The sequence below is a fragment of the Serinicoccus sp. CUA-874 genome (genome assembly GCF_001942225.1).
Taxonomy (GTDB): Bacteria; Actinomycetota; Actinomycetes; order Actinomycetales; family Dermatophilaceae; genus Ornithinicoccus; species Ornithinicoccus marinus.
In genome coordinates, this window is sequence record NZ_MKJZ01000011.1 from 173,778 (window position 1) to 193,842 (window position 20,065).

20 protein-coding genes and 3 pseudogenes are annotated in these 20,065 nt (G+C 73.2%); 10 read left to right on the forward strand and 13 right to left on the reverse strand.

Features of this window, described 5'->3' with window-relative positions; genetic code table 11:
* Positions 1 to 3 precede the first annotated feature (3 nt).
* Together BJF80_RS04450 and BJF80_RS04455 are read right to left on the reverse strand one after the other, a co-directional pair.
* Positions 4 to 1,248 (reverse strand): NAD(P)/FAD-dependent oxidoreductase, encoded by a 1,245-nt coding sequence (locus tag BJF80_RS04450; protein WP_075811649.1) that lies wholly within the window; start codon positions 1,246 to 1,248, stop codon positions 4 to 6.
* Positions 1,249 to 1,313: 65 nt separating this feature from the next.
* A complete protein-coding gene (locus BJF80_RS04455) occupies positions 1,314 to 2,687 on the reverse strand; it encodes an amidase (protein ID WP_075811651.1) in 1,374 nt (457 codons plus the stop codon).
* 111 nt (positions 2,688 to 2,798) lie between these two features.
* Here BJF80_RS04455 and BJF80_RS04460 point away from each other — a divergent pair, with 111 nt between their 5' ends.
* Together BJF80_RS04460 and BJF80_RS04465 are read left to right on the forward strand one after the other, a co-directional pair.
* On the forward strand, positions 2,799 to 3,152 hold the full coding sequence (locus tag BJF80_RS04460; protein ID WP_143553974.1) for a hypothetical protein: 354 nt from the start codon (positions 2,799 to 2,801) through the stop codon (positions 3,150 to 3,152).
* An 8-nt stretch (positions 3,153 to 3,160) separates the two neighbouring features.
* Complete coding sequence (locus tag BJF80_RS04465) at positions 3,161 to 4,957, forward strand: HNH endonuclease (protein WP_143553975.1); 1,797 nt, start codon at positions 3,161 to 3,163, stop codon at positions 4,955 to 4,957.
* 19 nt (positions 4,958 to 4,976) lie between these two features.
* On the opposite strand, the gene BJF80_RS04470 is transcribed toward BJF80_RS04465, so the two are convergent.
* From BJF80_RS04470 to eat, 6 genes and pseudogenes are all read right to left on the reverse strand, one after another.
* Complete coding sequence (locus BJF80_RS04470) at positions 4,977 to 5,828, reverse strand: Fpg/Nei family DNA glycosylase (protein WP_075811657.1); 852 nt, start codon at positions 5,826 to 5,828, stop codon at positions 4,977 to 4,979.
* A gap of 147 nt (positions 5,829 to 5,975) precedes the next feature.
* Complete coding sequence (locus tag BJF80_RS04475) at positions 5,976 to 6,782, reverse strand: 3-oxoacyl-ACP reductase (RefSeq protein ID WP_075811659.1); 807 nt, start codon at positions 6,780 to 6,782, stop codon at positions 5,976 to 5,978.
* A gap of 15 nt (positions 6,783 to 6,797) precedes the next feature.
* Positions 6,798 to 8,173: pseudogene (locus tag BJF80_RS04480) on the reverse strand (aldehyde dehydrogenase family protein).
* Positions 8,170 to 8,886 carry a gamma-glutamyl-gamma-aminobutyrate hydrolase family protein gene (locus BJF80_RS04485; RefSeq protein ID WP_075811661.1) on the reverse strand — a complete coding sequence of 239 codons (717 nt, stop codon included), beginning with the start codon at positions 8,884 to 8,886 and terminating at the stop codon, positions 8,170 to 8,172. The pseudogene BJF80_RS04480 and the gene BJF80_RS04485 overlap by 4 nt, the downstream one beginning before the upstream one ends.
* Complete coding sequence (locus BJF80_RS04490; protein WP_022923357.1) at positions 8,883 to 10,247, reverse strand: glutamine synthetase family protein; 1,365 nt, start codon at positions 10,245 to 10,247, stop codon at positions 8,883 to 8,885. The genes BJF80_RS04485 and BJF80_RS04490 overlap by 4 nt, the downstream gene beginning before the upstream one ends.
* Positions 10,244 to 11,673: pseudogene (gene eat / locus BJF80_RS04495) on the reverse strand (ethanolamine permease). The gene BJF80_RS04490 and the pseudogene eat overlap by 4 nt, the downstream one beginning before the upstream one ends.
* 110 nt (positions 11,674 to 11,783) lie before the next feature.
* On the opposite strand from eat, the gene BJF80_RS04500 reads away from it, so the two are divergent.
* The gene (locus tag BJF80_RS04500) at positions 11,784 to 12,485 is read left to right on the forward strand and encodes a FadR/GntR family transcriptional regulator (RefSeq protein WP_075811663.1); all 702 of its coding nucleotides are present in this window, start codon (positions 11,784 to 11,786) and stop codon (positions 12,483 to 12,485) included.
* A 92-nt stretch (positions 12,486 to 12,577) separates the two neighbouring features.
* On the opposite strand, the gene BJF80_RS04505 is transcribed toward BJF80_RS04500, so the two are convergent.
* Together BJF80_RS04505 and BJF80_RS04510 are read right to left on the reverse strand one after the other, a co-directional pair.
* On the reverse strand, positions 12,578 to 13,462 hold the full coding sequence (locus BJF80_RS04505; RefSeq protein WP_083673452.1) for an FHA domain-containing protein: 885 nt from the start codon (positions 13,460 to 13,462) through the stop codon (positions 12,578 to 12,580).
* Positions 13,463 to 13,469: 7 nt separating this feature from the next.
* Positions 13,470 to 13,706: a hypothetical protein gene (locus tag BJF80_RS04510; protein ID WP_022923353.1), complete on the reverse strand. Its 237-nt coding sequence runs from the start codon at positions 13,704 to 13,706 to the stop codon at positions 13,470 to 13,472.
* Between the two features lie 220 nt (positions 13,707 to 13,926).
* Here BJF80_RS04510 and BJF80_RS04515 point away from each other — a divergent pair, with 220 nt between their 5' ends.
* Positions 13,927 to 14,739: a DUF4397 domain-containing protein gene (locus BJF80_RS04515; RefSeq protein WP_075811665.1), complete on the forward strand. Its 813-nt coding sequence runs from the start codon at positions 13,927 to 13,929 to the stop codon at positions 14,737 to 14,739.
* 243 nt (positions 14,740 to 14,982) lie between these two features.
* Positions 14,983 to 15,450, forward strand: a pseudogene (locus BJF80_RS21465) (class F sortase); the annotation flags it as partial.
* Between the two features lie 51 nt (positions 15,451 to 15,501).
* Here the strand turns inward: BJF80_RS21465 and BJF80_RS04525 are convergent.
* Together BJF80_RS04525 and BJF80_RS19695 are read right to left on the reverse strand one after the other, a co-directional pair.
* The gene (locus tag BJF80_RS04525) at positions 15,502 to 16,386 is read right to left on the reverse strand and encodes an SAM-dependent methyltransferase (protein ID WP_237767413.1); all 885 of its coding nucleotides are present in this window, start codon (positions 16,384 to 16,386) and stop codon (positions 15,502 to 15,504) included.
* A 206-nt stretch (positions 16,387 to 16,592) separates the two neighbouring features.
* On the reverse strand, positions 16,593 to 16,772 hold the full coding sequence (locus BJF80_RS19695; RefSeq protein ID WP_237767414.1) for a hypothetical protein: 180 nt from the start codon (positions 16,770 to 16,772) through the stop codon (positions 16,593 to 16,595).
* Positions 16,773 to 16,831: 59 nt separating this feature from the next.
* Here BJF80_RS19695 and BJF80_RS04530 point away from each other — a divergent pair, with 59 nt between their 5' ends.
* The 5 genes from BJF80_RS04530 to BJF80_RS04550 are packed head-to-tail and all read left to right on the forward strand — an operon-like array spanning position 16,832 to position 19,871.
* Positions 16,832 to 17,371: an RNA polymerase sigma factor gene (locus BJF80_RS04530; protein WP_075811667.1), complete on the forward strand. Its 540-nt coding sequence runs from the start codon at positions 16,832 to 16,834 to the stop codon at positions 17,369 to 17,371.
* A complete protein-coding gene (locus BJF80_RS04535; RefSeq protein ID WP_075811669.1) occupies positions 17,368 to 18,117 on the forward strand; it encodes an anti-sigma factor in 750 nt (249 codons plus the stop codon). Before BJF80_RS04530 ends, BJF80_RS04535 begins: the two co-directional genes overlap by 4 nt.
* Positions 18,114 to 18,587: a pyridoxamine 5'-phosphate oxidase family protein gene (locus BJF80_RS04540; RefSeq protein ID WP_075811671.1), complete on the forward strand. Its 474-nt coding sequence runs from the start codon at positions 18,114 to 18,116 to the stop codon at positions 18,585 to 18,587. Before BJF80_RS04535 ends, BJF80_RS04540 begins: the two co-directional genes overlap by 4 nt.
* A gap of 58 nt (positions 18,588 to 18,645) precedes the next feature.
* Positions 18,646 to 19,083, forward strand: a complete 438-nt coding sequence (locus BJF80_RS18210) for a DUF2177 family protein (protein WP_202817136.1) — start codon at positions 18,646 to 18,648, stop codon at positions 19,081 to 19,083.
* Positions 19,080 to 19,871: a TspO-related membrane protein gene (locus BJF80_RS04550; RefSeq protein ID WP_075811673.1), complete on the forward strand. Its 792-nt coding sequence runs from the start codon at positions 19,080 to 19,082 to the stop codon at positions 19,869 to 19,871. Before BJF80_RS18210 ends, BJF80_RS04550 begins: the two co-directional genes overlap by 4 nt.
* An 18-nt stretch (positions 19,872 to 19,889) precedes the next feature.
* On the opposite strand, the gene BJF80_RS18710 is transcribed toward BJF80_RS04550, so the two are convergent.
* Entirely contained in the window at positions 19,890 to 20,054 is a 165-nt protein-coding gene (locus BJF80_RS18710; RefSeq protein WP_158068472.1) for a hypothetical protein, read from the reverse strand.
* Between the last annotated feature and the right edge of the window lie 11 nt (positions 20,055 to 20,065).

Consider the following 20,065-nt stretch of genomic DNA (forward strand, 5'->3'; position numbering starts at 1 on the left):
GGATCAGGCGGAGCGGCGCTGCAGGTAGCCCTCGGCGGCCCGCTGCCCGCTCACCATGGCGCCCTGGATGGACCCGGTGTCCACGTGGTCCCCGGCCAGGATGAGGCCCGGCTCGACCTCTAGCGCCGTGCGCTCCTGCAGCGGCGCCGGCTGGGCCGGCAGGGCATACCGGATGTCGTCGCGCCGCAGCAGCTCCCAGTCCCCGGTCGGGACGCCGTAGATGCCGCCGACCTGGGTGAGGACCGTCTGGTCGGACACCGGCTCCTGGCCCGGACGTAGCAGGCTGCTGGCCTGCACGAGGTGACGACCGGGCGGGGCGTAGGAGGGTGCGGCGTTGCTCATCACCGCGGTGTTGATGACCGGCCCGCGCGCCTCGCGCTGGTCGATGACGAGCAGCGCCTGGTCCATGGGTGCCTCGGGCACGGCATACCAGTGGGTGGTGACCCCCTTGGCCTCCGGTGCGGTATGCCCGGTGAGCTCGGCGGCCGCCTCGGCGCCCGTGGCGACGACGACGAGCTCGGCCGAGATCTCCTCCCCGCCGGCGGTGCGCACGCTGCGTGGTCCGACCGAGGTGACCTCGGTGCCGAGCTCGACCGGCGTGCGCAGCCCGGCGGCGAGCTGCTCGGGGAGCGCCTGCATCCCGCGCTCCGGCAGTGCCGGACGACCGAGCGCGAACATGCGGCTCAGCAGATGGGTGAAGGCGGTGGAGGTGCTGCCGTCGTCCTCCAGCAGCACCCCGCTGAGGAAGGTGTCGACCACCCGGCGCAGCGGCCCGTGCAGACCGGCCGCGTCCATCGACTCGCGGCGCGACACGTCGTCCTGCCCGCTCGCCAGGGCCCACTCGGCGCGCATCGCAGGAGCCGCCCAGCGGGCCAGGGAGGCCAGGCTGGAGGGGTGCAGCTTGCCCGAGCGCATGGTCTGGCCGATGAGCTGGGGCTCGCGCCGGGGGTCGGCCATGACCAGGAGGGTGTCGGTGCGGTCCGACCGCGCGGCGAGGCCGGCGCGGAAGGGCTGCAGCCCGAGGGCCGCCACGTCGACGTGCGCCTGGACCATGGGGTAGGCCGGGTTGAGCAGCTGGAAGCCGCGATCGAGCAGGAAGCCGTCCACCTCGTCGGTGCGCACGCGACCACCGACGGCGTCGGCGGCCTCCAGGACCCGCACCTCGACGCCCTCATCCTGCAGGGTGCGGGCACAGGTGAGGCCGGCCAGCCCGGCCCCGACGACGACGACATCGGCTGAGGTGGACATGCTCTTCACCCTAGGACCAGGAAGGGCGGACGTCCTGTTGTGGCGAGGACCGTCTCCGGGCCGCGTCAGCGACGCTCCAGCGCGTGCAGGACGCGCAGCACCCCGCGGTCGTCGAAGGGGCGCCCGACCACCTGCACCCCGATCGGCCGGCCGTCGGCGGTCCGGCCCGCGTCGACGGTCCCGGCGGGCTGGCCGGTCATGTTCCACGGCATCGTGAAGTTGATGTGCCACAGGCCGCGCCCGTCGTCCGGGTAGGGCATGGGCTGCACGGCCGGGAAGGCGACTCCCGGGGCGACGGGGGAGAGGAGCACCTCGGGGTCGCCGGCGGCGGCCCACGCCGCGCTCGTGCGCGCCTGGACCTGCCCGAAGGCGTGGTAGGCGTCCATCACCTCGGTGCCGGTGAGGTCGGCTGCTCGGGACACCCACTCGGTGATGTAGGGGAGCACCCGGGCCTGCTGCTCCGGCGCGAGCCGGGAGTAGTCGGCCCACGAACGGGCCTGCCAGAACCGGTCGATCCCGTCGAGCAGGTCCTGCGTGAGCCAGGGTCCGACCGGCTCGACCCGCGCGCCGGTGCGCTCGAGCTCCGCCGCGGCGGCCTCGACCGCGGCGACGACGTCGGGGTCCGGCTCGACGCCATACCCCGCCTCGGTCCACAGGCCGACCCGCATCCCGGTGAGATCGAGGTCGAGGTCGGTCCAGTCGATCCGTTGGTCGGGCAGCGAGGTCCAGTCCACCGGGTCCGGTCCGGCGAGCACCGACATGAGCAGGGCGCAGTCGGCGGCGGTGCGGGCCATCGGCCCGGCGACGCGGCCGAGATACGGCGCGTGCAGGGGTATGCGCCCCGCGCTCGGCTTCAGCGTGGCCAGACCCAGCCAGGTGCCCGGCAGCCGGATCGAGCCACCGATGTCGGTGCCGACGTGGAGCGGTCCGTAGCCGCCTGCCGCCGCGGCGCCGGCGCCGGAGCTGGAGCCGCCCGTGGTCCAGGCCGGGTCCAGCGGCGAGCGGGTGATGCCGTGGCGGCTGGACACGCCGGAGGAGAGCATGCCCCAGTCGGGCATGACCGTGGAGCCGAGCACGACGAGACCGGCCTCGCGGCAGCGTCGGGCGACGGGGGAGTCGACCTCGGGCACGACCGGCTGGACGCCCGCGCAGCCCATCGTCATCGGCACGCCGGCGCGGGCGACGTTCTCCTTGAGGGTCACCGTCAGCCCGTCGACGGGGCTCAGCGGTCGCCCTTGCTCCCAGCGGTGCGCCGACGCGCGCGCCTGGTGCAGCGTGTCCGCGACGTCGTCGCGGAAGGCCAGCGCGTTGAGCTCGGGCTCCCGCGCGTCGATGACCGACTGGATCTCGGCGACGACCTCGGCAGGGGCGAGCGAGCCGTCGGCGTAGCCGCGCGCGGTCGCGACGGCGTCGAGGTGCCGGGGTGCGTGCTGGGTCACAGGAGTCCCGTCTGCTGGGGTGTGGATGAGCCTTGCACTCGAACACATGTTCGAGTATGATGGGTGGACGGCACCGGATCCTGGCGCCGGATCTCCAGGGGGAGGCAGGGCATGGCGACAGCGGCGATGGAGCAGCGGGCGACGCCGGAGTCCGCTGCGCTGGACGCGCTCGGCACGATCGCCGCGGCGCGGGCGGGCCTCGACGCGAGGCTCGTCGAGGCAGCCCGGCTGGTCGTGGCGGTCACCGGGGCGGCGGTGCTGGCGCAGAAAGGGTTCACCAGCGTCGAGGAGCTGACGCAGGGGCAGCGGGCGAAGTGGCGCACCGAGACCAAGCGGGCCGCCTGCGCCGAGGTGGAGCTCAAGCTCGGGATGGGGGTGACGGAAGCGAGACACCTCGTGGCCCTCGCCTGTGCCCCGGCCGGGGTGCGCTCGGCGGTGCTGGGGGCCTGGACCGGGGAGAGGTGACCTGGCCGATGGTGCGCTCCTTCTGGCGGCGGTGCGGCAGCCTGCCCGCGGAGGGCGCCGGGCTCGTGGTCGAGGGGCTCTTCGGCGACGACCCGGAGACGGTGGTCTCCGAACGCCTCGACGCCGATGGTGCGGTGCGCGAGCGTCCCTGGCACGCGGCGGACTACGTGGCCGCGCTGGAGCGTGAGGCGCGGCGGGCCGAGGGCGAGGACGTCGTGGCCGAGCGAGAGCGGCGGCGCGCCGCCTACCGTGCCCGCCGAGCCAGCGTGCAGGTCGACGACGACGGGACGGCCACGCTGTCGGTGACCAGCTCGGTGGTGTCGATCGTCGCGGCGCACACCCGGATCGAGCGGGCCGCGCGACTGCTGCGCAAGCAGGGCGATCCACGCACGCTGGACCAGCTGCGGGCCGACGTCGCCGCGACTCTGCTCGTCCACGGCCAGGTGCCCGAGCCCGAACGCGGAGACGACGGCCAGCCGGACGACGAGGACCACCTCGTGACGCCAGACCGCGCCTCGATCGCCCGGGCCGTCACCGGTATGCCGGCGGTCGAGCTCCAGGTCGTGGTGCCCTGGGGCGCCCTGGCGGGGCAGGCTGCCTGCACCGGGTGCAGGCGTCGAGATGGAGATCGAGATGCAAGCAGCCGGGTCAGCCCATCGGACAGCCGAGGCGCTGCTGGCCGCCCGGGTCCCTCGAGTCACACCCCCGCAGGCGCGGTTGAGGACGTGACCCGACGGGCCCCCGGTGGGGATCGACGAGGCACCGGTCAGGTCGGGGGTGGCGAGGTCGGGATGCTCCTCGGTCGCCAACCTGCCTACGTGGCGCCGGGGCACCTGCGTGAGCTCGCGCTGACCCCGGGGACGACTCTGTCCCGGCTCCTGATCGACCCGGCCGACGGTCGGCTGGTCGAGCGGAGCACGGCCTCCTACCGGCCGGACGCGGCGATGCGGCGCCAGGTGCTGGCCGCCGACCTGCACTCGCGGTCCCCGGGCTCTCGACAACCGGGGGCGGTCTGCGAGCTGGACCATGTGCAGCCCTGGTCCGAGGACAGCACCGGCGGGGCGACCGCGGAGACCAACCTCGTGGCGCTCGCGAAGCGGCCGCACGAGCTCAAGACCCGCGGGTGGGCGTTCAGCGAGATCAACGACGTGCGGGACCTGACGTGGATCTCGCTGCTCGGTCAGGTCGAGACGACCAGGGTCCACGACTACCGTCAGTACGCCCAGCAGTCACGTGGAGCACGCCCAGCCGACGCAGCCGTGGGCGACGGGTCCGGATCCGAGTCGGCTCAGGGCGGAAGCTTCAGATCCGGGCAGGCGCGGGGCATCGGCGCAGCCACGGGGGACGGCACGGCGGGTGACCCGCGCGCCGGTGCTGACCGGTCCGGCCGTGGTGGAGTGGGATCGCCGGCCTCTCGGCACGAGGAGCTGCTGGCGGCGGTGGACCGCCTCGCGCCGCTCGACCCCGCCCTCGTCGGAGAGCCTCCCGGGGAGCGCGCCGACCTGGAGGATCGACGCGACCTGCTCGCCCGGGCCTTCTACGCGGCCCTCGCCCACCGTGGTCCCGGCGCCTTCCTCGAGGATCGTGACGACCATCCGGGCTCCGGCGAGCACGGCGGCCCGCTCGCCGGCTGGATGTGGGCCACCCGGACGACCTCCTCGGGGCAGCGCCGCAGCGGCGCGGACCCGGGCACCCCGACCGTGGACCGGGTGCTGGGTCTCGACGAGGACAGCGACACTGATCGAGACGGCTCTCTCCGTGACGAGGTCGACACCCCGCCCGAGGGCGACGCGCCGCCGTTCTGAGGACTCCCCGATGCGGCCGTCAGCGGTGGAGCACCTGGCAGCCGGGGCACCAGTAGGCCGTCTGCAGGCCCATCCGTTCGGCCTCGACCGCAGCGCCGCAGCGCGGGCACGGTCGGCCGCGGCGCAGGTAGACCGCGTAGTTCTTGCGCCAGCGCGGGACCGGCTCCTCCCGGACCAGCAGGTCCCGTGCGGCGACGAGCTGATCCGGGTGGGTGACGATCCACCCGGCCCCCAGCCCGACGGTCATGAGGTCGATCGCGTCCTGCCAGAGTGCGCGCAGCGCGTCCACCGGGATGGCGCTGCCCGGAGAGTGGGGGTCGATCCGCGCCCGCCAGAGCAGCTCGGCGCGATAGACGTTGCCGATCCCGGACACGACGGACTGGTCGAGCAGCAGCAGCCCGATCGCGCGGCGCGACCGGTGCAGCCGCGCGACCGCCACCTCGGGGTCGGCGTCGTCCCGGAGCGGGTCCGGGCCGAGCCGCTGGTGCAGGGTGGAGACACCCGCGGGATCGAGCAGCTCGCAGATCGTCGGCCGGGTGATCTGGAGCAGGTAGGTCGCGGTGAGGAAGCGCCAGGCCAGCCCGGCCGGGACCGGCGGATCGGTGCGCGGCAGCCCGTCCTCGCCCAGCGCACGCCGGTGGCGGCGCACGGACACAGCCCCGTGCATGCCCAGGTGGAAGTGCCCGGACCACGCGGTGCCCTCGACGTGCACCAGCAGGTGCTTGCCGTGGGCCTCGGCGTCGGCGACGACGAGACCGTCCAGCAGGCCAGGGTCGAAGTCCTCGGTGACGGGCCCGCTGGAGCGGCCCGGCTGTCCCCGCAGCCGACGCACCCGCCCGGCCATCCCGTGGACGGCGTGACCCTCAGCCATGACCTGACCCTACGGAGCCGGGGCCCGCCGCGCCCTCGGGTGATCCGGGTAGGAGTCTGGCCCAGGAGGCGCAGCCGGTGCGGAGCGCCGTCAGACCGGGAGACCGGGAGGCCGTGAGACAGCGGTCGTCGGCCTGCGGCGACGAGGTCAGCCGTCCAGCGGAGTGACGTAGGCCGAGCTGATCCCACCGTCGACGAGGAACTCCGCCGCCGTCATGAACGAGCTGTCGTCGCTGGCCAGGAAGGCCACCGCCGCGGCCATCTCCTCCGGCTCACCGAAACGCCCCATCGGCACGTGCACCAGGCGCCGCTGCGCCCGCTCCGGGTCGGAGGCGAAGAGCTCCTGCAGCAGCGGCGTGTTCACCGGCCCGGGGCACAGGGCGTTGACCCGGATCCCCTGCCGCGCGAACTGCACCCCCAGCTCGCGCGTCATGGACAGCACCCCGCCCTTGGACGCCGAGTAGGAGATCTGCGAGGTCGCCGCGCCCATGACCGCCACAAAGGACGCGGTGTTGATGATCGAGCCGCGGCCCTGCTCGATCATGTGCGGCAGCGCCGCCTTGCAGCAGAGGTAGACGCTGGTGAGGTTGACCTCCTGCACCCGGCGCCACGCCTCCAGCCCGGTCTCCAGGATGGAGTCGTCGTCCGGCGGGGAGATCCCGGCGTTGTTGAAGGCGACGTCCACGCTGCCGTAGGTCTGCCTCGCCGTGGCGAAGAGCCGCTCCACCTGGTCGGGGTCGGTGACGTCGGTGGGCACGAACATCCCGTCCAGCTCCTCCGCGAGCGCGCTCCCCGCGGCGTCCTCGCAGATGTCCGCGAGCACGACCGTGGCTCCTTCCGCGGCGAGCCGGCGGGCGCTGGCCAGCCCGATGCCGCTCGCCGCCCCGGTCACGACGGCGACCCGTCCCGCGAGCCGCTGGGTGAGGTCCGTCCTCGGTGCGCTGCCTGTGGTCACGTCAGTCCTCTCGGGTCACTCGCCGGTGGCGATGAAGATGGTCTTGGTCTCGGAGAAGGCGTCCAGCGCGTGCGGCCCGAGCTCGCGCCCGAGGCCGGACTGCTTGAACCCGCCGAAGGGGGTGTTGTAGCGCACCGAGCTGTGGCTGTTGACGGCGAGGTTGCCCGCCTCCAGCCGCCGCGCCACCCGCAGCGCCCGGCCCACGTCGCGGGTCCAGATCGACCCGGACAGCCCGTAGGCCGTGTCGTTGGCGATCCGTAGCGCGTCCGCCTCGTCGCGGAACGGCAGCACCGAGATCACCGGCCCGAAGATCTCGTCGGTGAAGGCCGGGTCCTGCTCCGTTCGGGTATGCAGCACCGTCGCCGGGTGCCAGTAGCCGGGTCCCTGCGGGGCGTCACCGGCGAGGAGCACCTCCGCGTCGGCGACGTAGCCCGCCACCACGTCTCGCTGCGCCGCGGAGATCAGCGGCCCCATACCGCTGCTCTCCTCGGCCGGGTCGCCGCACACGAAGCCGCGCACCACCGGCTCCAGCCGCTCCAGGAAGGCGTCGAGCACGTCCGACTGCACCAGCAGCCGGGACCGGGCGCAGCAGTCCTGCCCCGCGTTGTCGAAGGCCCCGCCCGGGGCCGCCGCAGCCGCCGCGTCGAGGTCGGCGTCGGCGAAGACGATGCTGGCGTTCTTGCCGCCGAGCTCGAGGGTCACCCGCTTGACCTGGTCGGCGCACCTGGCCATCACCCGCTTGCCGACCGCGGTGGAGCCGGTGAAGACCACCTTGCGCACCAGCGGGTGGGTGACGAGGCGCTCGCCGACGACCGACCCGGCGCCAGGAACGACCTGCAGCACCCCCTCGGGGATCCCTGCCTCCAGCGCCAGGTCGGCCAGCCGCAGCGCGGTCAGCGGGGTCAGCTCGGCCGGCTTGAGCACGACGGTGTTGCCGGCCGCCAGCGCCGGGCCGATCGCCCACCCGGCGATGGGCATCGGGAAGTTCCACGGGACGATGACACCCACCACGCCCAGCGGCTCGGCGAAGGTCATCGCGACGCCCCCGTCGACCGGGATCGTCTCGCCACCGGGCCGCTCCGGCGCACCGGCGTAGTAGTTGAGGACGTCCCGGACGTTGCCCGCCTCCCAGCGGGCGTTGCCGATCGTGTGCCCGGCATTCGCGACCTCGAGCTGCGCCAGCTCCTCGACGTGCTCGTCGACCACCGCCGCGAAGCGCCGCAGCAGTCGCGCACGGTCGGCGGGGGAGACTTCGCGCCAGCCCTGGAAGGCCCGCTGGGCGGTCTCGATCGCGCGGTCGGTCTGCGCCACGTCGCGAGCTCGAGGGTGGTGATGACCTCCTCGGTCGCCGGGTTGATGACGTCGGTGGTGCTGGGGGTGGTGGTGCTCATCCGGTCGGTCTCTCCTCTCCTGTGGCGGCCTGGTGGACCAGTGCGTGGAAGAGCCGCCGGTCGGCGGGGTTCTCCTCCGGGTGGAACTGCACGCCGATCGCCCACCCCGCGTGGTCCGCCGGCTCGAGCGCCTGGACCACGCCGTCCGCGGATCGGGCGGTGACGACCAGCCCGTCGGCGACCCGGTCGATGCCCTGGTGGTGGTAGCACGGCGAGGCGGCCTCCGCCCCGAGCACCGCAGCGATCCGTGACCCCGGCTCGGTGCGGAAGGTCACCTCGCCGAAGACCCCCGGGCTCGGCTGGTATGCCGTGTGCCCCAGCCGGTCGGGCAGGTGCTGCTCCAGCGTGCCGCCCAGGGCGACGTTGAGCACCTGCACCCCGCGGCAGATCGCCAGCAGCGGGACCTCGCGCTCCAGCGCCGCCCGGGCCAGCGCCAGCTCCGGGGCGTCGCGCACCGGCTCCGGCGCGGTGCTCGGGTGGGGGGCGGCGGCATACTGCGCCGCGTCGACGTCCGCCCCCCCGACGAGCACGAGGGCGTCCAGGACGTCGAGGACGGCGGGGTCCAGCCCCACCGGTGGCAGCAGCAGTGGCGCCCCTCCTGCCGCGGCGACTGCCTCGACGTAGACGCCGGGCACGACGGCTGCCTCCCGTCGCCAGACTCCCCAGGCCGCCTCCTTGTAGTAGGTGGTCAGCCCGATCCGCGGTCGGCTCACAGACGCTCGAACCCCCGCCTCAGCTCCCAGTCGGTCACGGCCGCGTCGAAGGCGGTGATCTCCACGTCCGCCATGTTGACGTAGTGGTCCACGACGTCCTCCCCGAAGGCCTGCCGCGCGACCTCGGAGGCCGCGAAGAGATCCCGGGCCTCGCGCAGGGTGTGCGGCACCAGCGGGGCGTCGGACTCGTAGGCGTTGCCGGTCATCATGGGTTCCAGCTCGAGCTCCTGCTCGATGCCGTGCAGGCCACCGGCCATCATCGCGGCCACCGCGAGGTAGGGGTTGCAGTCACCGCCGGGCACCCGGTTCTCCATCCGCGCCGACGAGCCCTCCCCGACGGTGCGCACCGAGCAGGTCCGGTTGTCCTGGCCCCAGGCGACGGCGGTCGGGGCGAAAGAGCCCTGCGCGAAGCGCTTGTAAGAGTTGATGTTGGGAGCGTAGAAGAGGGTGAACTCGCGCATCGTCGCCAGCACCCCGGCGATGAAGTGGTCGTAGAGCGCGGTGCGTCCGCCGTCCTCCCAGAAGATCGTCGACCCGTCCAGGCCGCGCAGCGACAGGTGGATGTGACAGGAGTTGCCCTCTCGCTCGTTGGGCTTGGCCATGAAGGTCAGCGACTGGCCCATGTCGGCCGCGATCATCTTCGCGCCGGTCTTGTAGACGCTGTGGTTGTCGCAGGTGGTCACGACGTCGTCGAAGAGGAAGCCGATCTCGTGCTGGCCGAGATTGCACTCGCCCTTGGCCGACTCCACCGTCATGCCGGCCGTCCACATGTCCGACCGGATCCGGCGCAGCAGCGGCTCGACCCGGCCCGAGCCCACGATCGAGTAGTCCACGTTGTACTGGTTCGCGGGGGTGAGACCGGTATACCCCTTGGTCCAGGCCTCCTCGAAAGAGTCGCGGTAGACGACGAACTCCAGCTCGGTGCCGGCGACCGCGGACCAGCCGTGCCCCGCCGCCCGCTCGACCTGCGAGGCGAGCATGGCGCGCGGCGACATCGGCACCGGGGTGCCGTCGGTGAGCGCCAGGTCGCACTGGATCATCACCGTGCGCTCCAGCCACGGGACCCAGCGGATCGTGTCCAGGTCCAGGGTGAACTCCATGTCGCCGTAGCCCGCCTCCCAGGAGGAGATGGCGTAGCCGTCGACGGTGTTCATCTCGGTGTCCACGGCGAGCAGGTAGTTGCACCCCTCGACGCCGTGCCCGAGCGCGTGCTCGACGAAGTAGGCGGCGTGGAGGTACTTGCCCTGCAGCCGGCCCTGCATGTCGGTGAAGGCGACGACGACGGTCTCGATGCTGGCGTCGGCCACCCCCGCCCGGAGCTGGTCGACGGTGAGCATCCGCTCGCTGCGCGGGTGGGTCATCGCAGGCCCCCTTCTGCCTCGGTGAGCTGGTCGAACTCCTCCTCCGGGGCGGAGGAGACCAGGTGGTGACGGCTGTAGAACCAGAAGTAGGCGACGAAGGCACCGAAGACACCCGCGGTGATCCAGGCGGCGGTCGTGTCGACGAAGAACGTGGCGATGACCGCCACGACGCTGAGCACGAGCGCGATGCCCGTCGTGACGACCCCGCCGGGCGTGCGGTAGCCGCGCTCCAGGTCGGGCTCGCGACGGCGCAGCACGATGTGGGAGAGGTTGAGCAGGACGTAGGACACGGTGGCACCGAAGACGGCGATGTTGATGAGCAGCGCGCCGTTCTGGGTGAGCGCCGCCAGCAGGAAGCCGATCGTGCCGGGGACGACGAGCGCCACCCACGGCGTCTGCCGGGAGCCGGTCAGGGACAGGAAGCGTGGCAGGTAGCCGGCCCGCGACAGCGCGAACAGCTGCCGGGAGTAGGCGTAGATGATCGAGAAGAAGCTGGCGATCAGGCCGGCCAGGCCGGCGTAGTTGACGAAGCCCGCGATCCAGTCGTCGTCGCCGCGGGCCGCGCGCAGCGCCTCGGGCAGGGGGTTGTCGGAGGTGCGGACGGTCTCGGCGCCGGCCGAGCCGGGGACGAGCAGCAGCATGAGCGCGGCGAAGACGAGCAGCACGCCCATCGCGACGATGATGCCGCGCGGCATGTCGCGCTTGGGGTCGGCGGTCTCCTCGGCAGCCAGCGGCACGCCCTCGACGGCGAGGAAGAACCAGATGCCGTAGACCAGCGCCGCGACTGCTCCCGCGAAGCCGTAGGGCAGCAGGTCGCTGGCGCCCGCGGCGTCGCTGACCGCGATGTCGGTGAGGTTCGCGGGGTCGAAGTACGGCACCAGCCCGACGACGGTGGCGACGAGAGCCACGACGCGACGGCGGTGATCGCGAACATCACCTTGAGCGCCTCGCCGACGCCCCAGATGTGCAGGCCGATGAAGACGAGGTAGGCGACGAGGTAGACCGGCCACGAGTTCGTCAGCCCGAACAGGCCGAGCGCCTCGACGTAGCCGCCGATGAAGACCGCGATCGCGGCGGGGGCGACGGCATACTCGATGAGCACCGCGACCCCGGTCGCGTAGCCGCCCAGCGGACCCAGCGCCCGGCGGGCGAAACCGTAGCCCGCCCCGGCGGTCGGGAGGGTGGAGGACATCTCGGCCAGGCCGAGCACCATGCAGGTGTACATGACCGCCATGAGCACGGTGGCGATGAGCAGACCTCCCCAGCCACCCTCGTCGAGACCGAAGTTCCAGCCCGCGAAGTCGCCGGAGATGACGTAGCTGACGCCGAGCCCGGCGAGCAGCACCCACCCCGCGGCGCCCTTCTTGAGCTGTCGGTGCTGGTGGTAGTCGTCCGCGACCTGCTGGTAGTCGACCCTGCGCGCCATGTCGTCCCTTCCTCGTCAATGGATCACTATTGGTCCATTGAGCGTCAGGGGCGAGTCTGGCGCTATTGCCGGAAGCCGTCAAGGCCCGACCAGGGCCTACGGTGTCGGGTATGCAGGAGGGTCGCGATCCACGGGTGGTGCCGGTCCGGCGCGGCAACGCCTTCGAGGAGACGATGGAGCGGGTGCTGCGCCTGCTGCGCCTCGGGACCTTCCCGCCCGGGTCCAAGCTGCCCCCGGAGCGTGAGCTGGCGACCTCGCTCCAGGTCTCCCGGACGACGCTGCGGGAGGTCATCGGCGAGCTGCGCGCGGCGGGCTACGTCAGCGTGCGCCGGGGCCGCTACGGCGGCACCTACGTCTCGGGACCGGTGCCGGCGAGCGGGGCCGAGGGCGGCCTGGTGGCGGCGCAGGTGGAGGACGTGCTGACGCTGCGGAGGATCGTCGAGCCGGCTGCCGCGGCGCTCGCGGCCGTCCGCGAGCTGTCACCGGCGGAGCAGGGGCGGCTGCGTCAGGCCTCGCAAGACTGCGCGGCAGCGGGGGTGGAGCAGTACCGCCCGTTCGACGCCCGGCTGCACCTCGTGCTCGCCGAGCTGAGCGGATCGCCCAGCCTGGCGGGCGTCGTGGCCGACGTGCGCGACCGGACGAATGCCATGCTCGACCGCATCCCGCTCATCCCGCCCAACCTCGCGCACTCGACCCGGCAGCACGAGGCCGTGGTCGCGGCGGTGCTCGGGGGCGCGCCGGGGCCGGCGGAGGAAGCCATGCGCGACCACCTCGAGGGCACCGCCGCACTGCTGCGCGGCTTCTCGGTCTGACCACCGGACGTCGCGGACACGAGCCCCGCGCTCTGGGTCCGCGACGCCCGGTGGGGTCTGTCGCAGCCGTCCTCGACGGCCAGGTCTGCGCCTCAGCGCTGGTAGTGCCGCGGTGGGCGCTGCGGTCGCTGGCGGCTGAACTCGCCGCCCTCGCGACCGCCGTAGGGTCGCCCGTGGTCGGCATACTCCTCGCGCTGGTAGACGAAGGTCTGGTCACCACAGACCACCGTCGCCCCGGTGCGCAGCACGGTCCCGTCGGCGTCGGCGGGCTGCCCACCGACCCCGGCGTAGCTGCCCGGCGAGGCGTGCAGGAGGTACTCGTCGGTGGTCGGGTCGCGCCGGATCTCGGCGTGCTGCGGATCGAGCCCGGGGACGACGATGTCGCACTCCTCCTCGGAGCCGATGGTGGTCGTCCCGCGGCGCAGCGGTGCCACCAGCCGCGGCGCCCCCTGCTCCGGACCGGGAGCGGGGTAATAGACGAGCCGCGGGTTGCCGCCGCCCAGCGGGTCGTGGGTCGTCGTGACCCGGCGCCGCCGCGGACGGGCGCCCGTCGGGACGATCGGCCACGGGGTCGCCGGCGGCGCCAGCTCGGCCAGCGAGGGACCGCCCCCCCGGGCGTCCCGCAACATGCGCAGCGCACCACGCCGGTCGCGCACCTCGACATGACGCGACCCGGTCACGACCCGGTCGAGGAAGCGCGAGCGCACCTGACCCAGGGCGAGCACCGGCCCGTCGGGACCGGCCACCGAGATGGTCAGGCCCGCGTCCGCGGCCGCGCTCCCGACGTCGGAGACGAGGTCCGAGGCAGCGCGACGCCCCAGGCCGAGCGGGATGCCGCCGAGCTGGTCGAGCTGGACCTCGATCTGCGTGCCCGAGCCCCGGACGGTCGCCGTCACCTGCTCGTCCGACCCGTCCCCCTTCGACGGGACCGTGATCGTCAGCCGCAGGTCGGCGTCGATGTGCAGCTGCTGCGTCATCCCGCGCTCAGCTCGCGCCGTGCTCGCGGTCCTCGGTGGTGATCCGCAGCGTGCCGTCCAGCTTCCACGTCGCGCGCGGTGCGTCCGCGCCGGTGTCGCGCGGCACCTCCACGGCCATGTCCTGGAAGGTGTAGTTGATCGCCGCGCCCTGGCCGGTGAGGTAGTTCCACATCTCCTTGCCGAGGTCGGTCCACGACACCTGCTGCCCGTCCGTGCCGGTCATCTGTCCCTGGTGCTCGCTCATCGTCACCCTCCTGGTGCTCGTCAGGGCCGGACCGGTGTGTCCAACCCTTGTCCTATGTAGGGCAGTCTCCTCCTTCGAACCGCGCGGCACAAGGGGAAGTGGGTGAGACATACTCGACAAAAACTTTTGACAAAGGATGAATCCGCCTGGGGTTGTCGGCTCGTAATGGTGAGTGAGGGTGGAACCAGTCCACCCCAGCTGCGATGAAGGAGCACCCCTCATGCGGAAGATCACAGCCACGAGCGCCGTCGCCCTGCTGGCCGGCGCCAGCACGGTCGCCCTCGCCGGTCCGGCGATGGCCGACAACCACGAGGCCACGGTCTCGGTCCTGCACGGTGTCCCCGGTCTCACCGTCGACGTCTACGTCAACGGTGAGGAGACCGTCCCCGACTTCGAGCCCGGCACGCTGACCGACCCGATGATGCTCCCCGAGGGCAGCTACGACATCGAGGTGTATGCCGACGGCGACGACCCCGAGTCGGCCGAGCCGGCCATCTCCGCCGAGGGCGTCGAGGTGCCGGGAGGCGCCAACGTCACCCTCGCCGCGCACCTGATGGAGGACGGCACCCCGACGCTGTCCGCCTTCGCCAACGACACCTCCGCGCTCGACGCCGGCCAGGCCCGGCTGACCGTCCGGCACGCGGCAGCGGCCCCGGCGGTCGACGTGCGCGCCGGGGGCAGCCCCGTGGTGGAGGGGCTCACCAACCCCAACGAGGGGATCCTCAACCTCGAGGCCGCCATGGTGTCGGCCGACGTGGTGCTCGCGGGCACCGAGGACGTCGTGATCGGCCCGGCCGACCTCGACCTCGCCGAGGGCACCAACACCATCGTCTACGCGTGGGGCTCCGCCGAGGACGGCACGCTCGACCTCGCGGTGCAGACCATCGACGGCCTGCACGGTGACCCGGGCGGCGTCCCCTCGGGCCAGGGTGGCCTGGCCACCTCGGGGCCGGTCCTCGCGGTGCTCCTCATGGCCGGCGCTGCCGGTGCGGTGCTCGCCGGCAGCCGCCTGGTCCGTCGCGAGGTCGCCTGACCCTTGCCCCGGACCCAGCCCCGCCGCGGCCGGTTCTCGCCGGTCGCGGCGGTGGCCCTGCTCAGCAGTCTCGCGGTCGTCGCACTCGCCCTCTGGGGCTTGCAGCGCGATCCGCTCCCCGCTGCCGCCGACTTCGGGTCGCCCACCCCTGCGGCCCCCTCACCGGCGGGTGGGTCGGAGGCAGCAGGCGCCGCGGTGGACCCTGTCCCCACCGCGGCGCCCCCGCAGGACGGTGGCGCGGTCGTGGAGCAGCGACCGGGCACCAGGGACGCCTCGATCCCCGACGAGCCCAACGCCGCGACGTCCCCGCCCGTCCGGCTCCTCGTCCCCGACCTCGGGCTGGACGTGCCGCTGGACGCCGTCGGCGTCACGGATGACGGCCTCATGGAGGTCCCGGAGGACGCCGACCGGGCGGGCTGGTACCGCTTCGGTCCCTCGCCGGGTGACGACACGGGGTCCGCCGTCCTCGCGGGCCACGTCGACGACCGGCAGGGCCCCGGTGCTTTCATGGCGCTGACCGGGGCGCAGGAGGACATGCGGGTCGTCGTCGAGCACGAGGACGGCTCGCGCATCGACTACACCGTCACCGCCCGCCGCACCACCGACAAGAAGGAGCTGCCCGTCGATGATCTCTTCGACCGCGACGGTCCGCCCCTGCTGCAGCTCGTCACCTGCACCGGCCCCTGGTCGGAGCGCGCAGGGAGCTACCGTGACAACCTCGTCTCACCGCGACACCCGTCGGGTGACGGCGCTCCCTCACTCTCAGGAGGGCCGGCGCAGCAGGAGCTGGTCGACGCCCATCCGCCCGGCGGCGAAGGTCCACGCCCCAGCAGCGGGGTAGAGCTCCCAGACCCGGGTGACCTCCTCGCCGACCAGCGCGACCACGTCGGCACGCCGCTGCCGCAGCCGCTCCTCCCAGGAGCGGATCGTCCACGCGTAGTGCTCTCGCAACGCCTGCACGCCGCGCAGCTCCAGCCCGGCCCGCTCGAGGAGGGCGATGGTGGCGCCGACCGGCCGCATGGACATGTCGGGGGCGATGAAGGACTCGATGAAGGGGCCTCCGCCGGGGTGCTTGCCCGGGCGGCTCATCTGCTGCACCAGGACGTGCGCCCCCGGGGCCGCCAGCCGGTGCAGCGTGGCGGCGTAGGCGCGGTAGTTCTTGTCGCCGACGTGCTCGCTCATCTCGAGGGAGGCGACCGCGTCGAAGTCGGTCTCCGGCACCTCGCGGTAGTCCTGGAGCCGCACGTCGACCCGGTCGGCCACGCCCTGCTCCTGCGCCCGTCGTTGCACGAAGGCCTGCTGCTCCCGGCTGATCGTCACCGCCACCACGCGGGCGCCGTGCTCGCGCGCGGCGTGCAGGGTCAGGGAGCCCCAACCGCACCCGACGTCGACGACGCGCTGGTCCGGGCGGTCGTCCAGGCCCAGCTTGGTGCTGACCAGCTCGAGCTTGTCGAACTGCGCCTGCTCCAGGGGGTATGCCGCGCTCTCCCGCCCGGTGGTCAGGTCGGCTCCCGGCTGGGTGACGTAGGCGCAGGAGTAGGCCATCTGCGCGTCGAGGATGAGCTCGTAGAAGTCGTTGGACAGGTCGTAGTGGTGGCTGATGGCGGCCCGGTCGCGCCCCAGGCTGTGCAGCCGGCCGCGGACCACCGCCTGCGAGGCCGGCGGTGCCGGTCGGGCTCCGAGCAGGTCCAGCTCCCGGGCGAGCAGCCCGAGCCCGGCGACGGCCCGGGCCCGGTCGCCGGCGCCGGGCTGGGAGCGCGGCGCGCCAGCTCCTCCCGCACCTGCGCGAGAGCGGACCCGAGGTCTCCGTTGACCTCGACCTCACCGGGCACGAAGGCCTGCGCCGCTCCGAGCTAACCGGGGGACCACAGCAGACGGCGCAGCGCCTGCGGCGAGGTGAGCCGGACGGTGGGGGCCTGCGCGGGGTCGGCGCCGGCGGCGGAGCCGTCCCAGGCGGTCAGATGGACGGGCAGGGGACCTCCTGCCCACGGGGCGAGAAGGTCGTGCAGGCGTGGGGCCACCGGGGTCGGCATGCCGCCGACCCTAGTTACACGGGGCTGCCTGGGCGCGTGGGGTCGCCTAGGGTTGCGGCATGAGTGGCGGTGCCGACGATGACGAGGGAATCGCCGCCGACTGGGTCCAGGGCGAGCAGGACGCGCTCGAGCGCGCCTACCGCCGCTGGTCAGGTCTGGTGCACGGACTCTCCCGACGGGCGGTCGGACCGGACGACGCCGACGACGTCACCCAGGCGGTGTTCGTCTCCGCCTGGCGTGGACGCGCCACCTACGACCCGCAGGCCGGCCCGCTGGGGGCCTGGCTGGTGGGGATCACCCGCAGGCGGATCGCCGACCACCTCCGGACGCGCCGACGGCACCCGGTCGCGGAGCCGTCTCCCGACGAGGGGGTCGACAGCGACGGCTGGTCCCAGGCGGACAGCGCCGACCTGCTCACGATCTACGAGGAGCTGGAGCGCATCGGCGACCCGCAGCGGCGGATCATCCTGCTCGCCTACGTGGAGGACCTCACCCAGCGGGAGATCGCCGAGCGTCTGGACCTTCCGCTGGGCACGGTCAAGACGCATACGAACCGAACCCTGGCTCGGCTCCGAACACTTCTCGGAGGTGAAGGATGAACGCGGACCGCTCTGAGGCCGCACGCCACGAGCGTGCCGAGGCGCTGCTCCGGCGCGCCGGCGCGCTGGACAGCACCCCTTCACCCGCCACCTGGGACCGCATCCGGGCCGAGGTCCGGACAGACTCCTCCGAGACCTCGCCGCCGCCGTCCCGCTCGTCTGGCACGGCGTCCCCGCCGCCGTCCCAGGCCAGGCGGGAGCGCCGCGCGCACCGGGCCCGCCCCGCCCGCTGGCCGCTGCTTGCTGCCGCCGCCGTCGGTGCGCTCGTGGCCTGGCTGGGCACGGCCGTGCTGGGTGACGTGACCGACGACCCGGGCGTCGTCGTGGCGGACGCCGACCTGGCCGACCTGCCGGACGCCGGGCAGAGCGTCGAGGGCAGCGCCGAGGTCCTGAACGTCGACGGTGGGCGACGGCTGCGCGTCGAGCTCGCCGAGCGACCCGACGCCGGGGACGGCTACCTCGAGGTCTGGCTGCTGCGGCCCGACACCAGCGGCATGGTGACGATCGGGGTCATCTCCGGCACCCAGGCGGAGTTCAGCCTGCCGGACGGCGTGGAGCTGTCCGAGTACCCCGTGGTGGACATCTCCCGCGAGCGCCTGGACGGCGACCCCACCCACGGTGGGGAGAGCCTGGTGCGCGGTGAGCTGCGGCAGGCCTCGGCAGGAAACGACGCACCCGTGTCCCTCAACTCCGCAAACGTTGTGCACAACCTTCGACACACCACCCTCCGAGAGGACCAGGCATGACCGAGCACCACGACTCCAGCCCCGCCGACCCGGTGACCGTCACCTCCGACCCCGACGCCGTCGCGAAGGCCCACGAGGTGATGTCCAGCATGGACATCGCCATGCTCACCACGGTCGACTCCAGCTCGCCGGACGGCCGGCTCACCAGCCGCCCGCTGTCCACGCAGGTGCACGAGGAGGACGGCGACGTCCTTTTCCTCGTGCGCTCGAGCAGCGCCGTGGCGGACGACGTGCGGGCCAACGCCCACGTCAACGTCGCCTACTCCTCGAGGAAGGCGTGGGTGTCGCTCGCCGGCACCGCCACCGTGGTCGACGACCGCGCCCTGGTGCAGCAGCTCTGGTCCAAGGGTGCCGACGCTTCATGGAAGGCGGCCCGGAGAACCCGGACAACGTGGTGCTCAAGGTCAACGGCGACACCGTCATGTACTGGGGCGGCGACTCGCTCATCGGCACAGCCGTCGACACGCTGAAGATGGTCACCGGCAAGGGCGACCAGGAGGATGCCGGGCCGACCGTCGTGGAGCTGCCGTGAGCGATGCCCGCACCTCACCCCGCCTCGGGGCCGGCCGCTGGCTGGCCTCGTTGGCGGCGACCGGTGTGGCCTTCGGCGCCCTCGACGCGCTGTGGCTCGGCGTGCTGGCCAAGGACAAGTACGCCTCCAGCTTCGGCTCGCTCATGGCCGACCCGGTCAACATCCCCGCGGCCGCGGCGTTCTACGGGATCTACACGGTCGGGCTCACCCACTTCGCCACCGCTCCCGGGGTCGCCGCGGGCAGCATCGGCCGCGCCGCGGGCCAGGGAGCGGCCCTGGGTCTCGTGGCCTACGCCGCCTACGACCTGACGAGCCTGGCCGTCATCGACGGTTTCCCCGCCGACGTGGTGCCGCTCGACCTCGCCTGGGGGGCCCTGGCCAGCAGCGCGGCGGCAGCGCTCGCCACCGCGGTGGTCCGTGGGAGGCGCCGATGACGGTGCGCGCGCAGCAGGTGGTCGTCACCCTCGCGGCCGTCCTCTGGATCGGCGGCACGCTCGTCGGGACCGGTGTGGTCGCCGGCGGCGGGGTGGAGTCGCAGGGCGGCGGGCTCTTCTCCGACAGCGCCACCCTCATCGCCCCCCAGGGTCCCGCCTTCTCGATCTGGTCGGTGATCTACCTCGGTCTGGCGGGGTACGTCGTGTGGCAGTGGCTGCCCCGCGTCGCCGACTCGCGCTGGGCCCGCGCCACCCGCCTGCCCGCGGCGGCGGCCATCGCGCTGAACGGCCTGTGGCTCCTGGTCGTCTTCGCCGGGTGGGTCTGGCTCTCGGTCGTGGTCATGCTCGGCATCGTGGTCTCGCTCGGGCTCGTGCTCCGGGCCACCAGCGGGCTGCCGCGCCAGGGGCTGGGCGCCGACGTGTGGGTCTCCGCCACCTTCGGGCTCTACCTGGGCTGGATCTGCGTGGCCACCTGCGCCAACATCGCGTCCTGGCTGGTGGGTCTCGGCGTGGACGCGGACAGCGCGGTCTCCACCTGGATCACCGTCGGGGTGCTGGCCGTCGTCGTGGTCCTGGCTCTCTGGCTGCTGAGCCGCACCGACCAGCGGCTCTTCCAGCTCGGCCTCACCGCTGCGGTCGTGTGGGGGACGGCCTGGGTCGCGGCCGGCCGTCTCACCGGCGACCTCCGCTCCGAGGTGGTCGGGATCGCCGCGGCGCTCACCGCGGTGGCGGTCGCCTTTCTCGGACTGCGGGCCGCCGCACAGCACATGCCCGACCGTGCGCGGTGAGAGTCGATGGTGAGTGAGTCAGGCACGACGCAGGGCCATGAGGCGGCGGCGTTCCAGAACCACGTCGGCGAATTGAGGGCATCCAGCCCGGCGCAACGACCCCGGAAGATCGACGTCGTCGCCGCGGTCCTGGTGATCAGAGATCTGGGCGTCGATGGCTTCGTCCAGGACGTCGTAGCGCATCCGGGACCATC

Coding starts and splice junctions, on each gene's coding strand:
- BJF80_RS04515 (WP_075811665.1), top strand. CDS start 13,927: ATGCGGAAGATCACAGCCACGAGCGCCGTCGCCCTGCTGGCCGGCGCC.
- BJF80_RS04465 (WP_143553975.1), top strand. CDS start 3,161: ATGGTGCGCTCCTTCTGGCGGCGGTGCGGCAGCCTGCCCGCGGAGGGC.
- BJF80_RS04500 (WP_075811663.1), top strand. CDS start 11,784: ATGCAGGAGGGTCGCGATCCACGGGTGGTGCCGGTCCGGCGCGGCAAC.
- BJF80_RS04470 (WP_075811657.1), bottom strand. CDS start 5,828: ATGGCTGAGGGTCACGCCGTCCACGGGATGGCCGGGCGGGTGCGTCGG.
- BJF80_RS04460 (WP_143553974.1), top strand. CDS start 2,799: ATGGCGACAGCGGCGATGGAGCAGCGGGCGACGCCGGAGTCCGCTGCG.
- BJF80_RS04535 (WP_075811669.1), top strand. CDS start 17,368: ATGAACGCGGACCGCTCTGAGGCCGCACGCCACGAGCGTGCCGAGGCG.
- BJF80_RS04510 (WP_022923353.1), bottom strand. CDS start 13,706: ATGAGCGAGCACCAGGGACAGATGACCGGCACGGACGGGCAGCAGGTG.
- BJF80_RS18710 (WP_158068472.1), bottom strand. CDS start 20,054: ATGCGCTACGACGTCCTGGACGAAGCCATCGACGCCCAGATCTCTGAT.
- BJF80_RS19695 (WP_237767414.1), bottom strand. CDS start 16,772: ATGCCGACCCCGGTGGCCCCACGCCTGCACGACCTTCTCGCCCCGTGG.
- BJF80_RS04530 (WP_075811667.1), top strand. CDS start 16,832: ATGAGTGGCGGTGCCGACGATGACGAGGGAATCGCCGCCGACTGGGTC.
- BJF80_RS04540 (WP_075811671.1), top strand. CDS start 18,114: ATGACCGAGCACCACGACTCCAGCCCCGCCGACCCGGTGACCGTCACC.
- BJF80_RS04550 (WP_075811673.1), top strand. CDS start 19,080: ATGACGGTGCGCGCGCAGCAGGTGGTCGTCACCCTCGCGGCCGTCCTC.
- BJF80_RS04490 (WP_022923357.1), bottom strand. CDS start 10,247: ATGACCCACCCGCGCAGCGAGCGGATGCTCACCGTCGACCAGCTCCGG.
- BJF80_RS04450 (WP_075811649.1), bottom strand. CDS start 1,248: ATGTCCACCTCAGCCGATGTCGTCGTCGTCGGGGCCGGGCTGGCCGGC.
- BJF80_RS04505 (WP_083673452.1), bottom strand. CDS start 13,462: ATGACGCAGCAGCTGCACATCGACGCCGACCTGCGGCTGACGATCACG.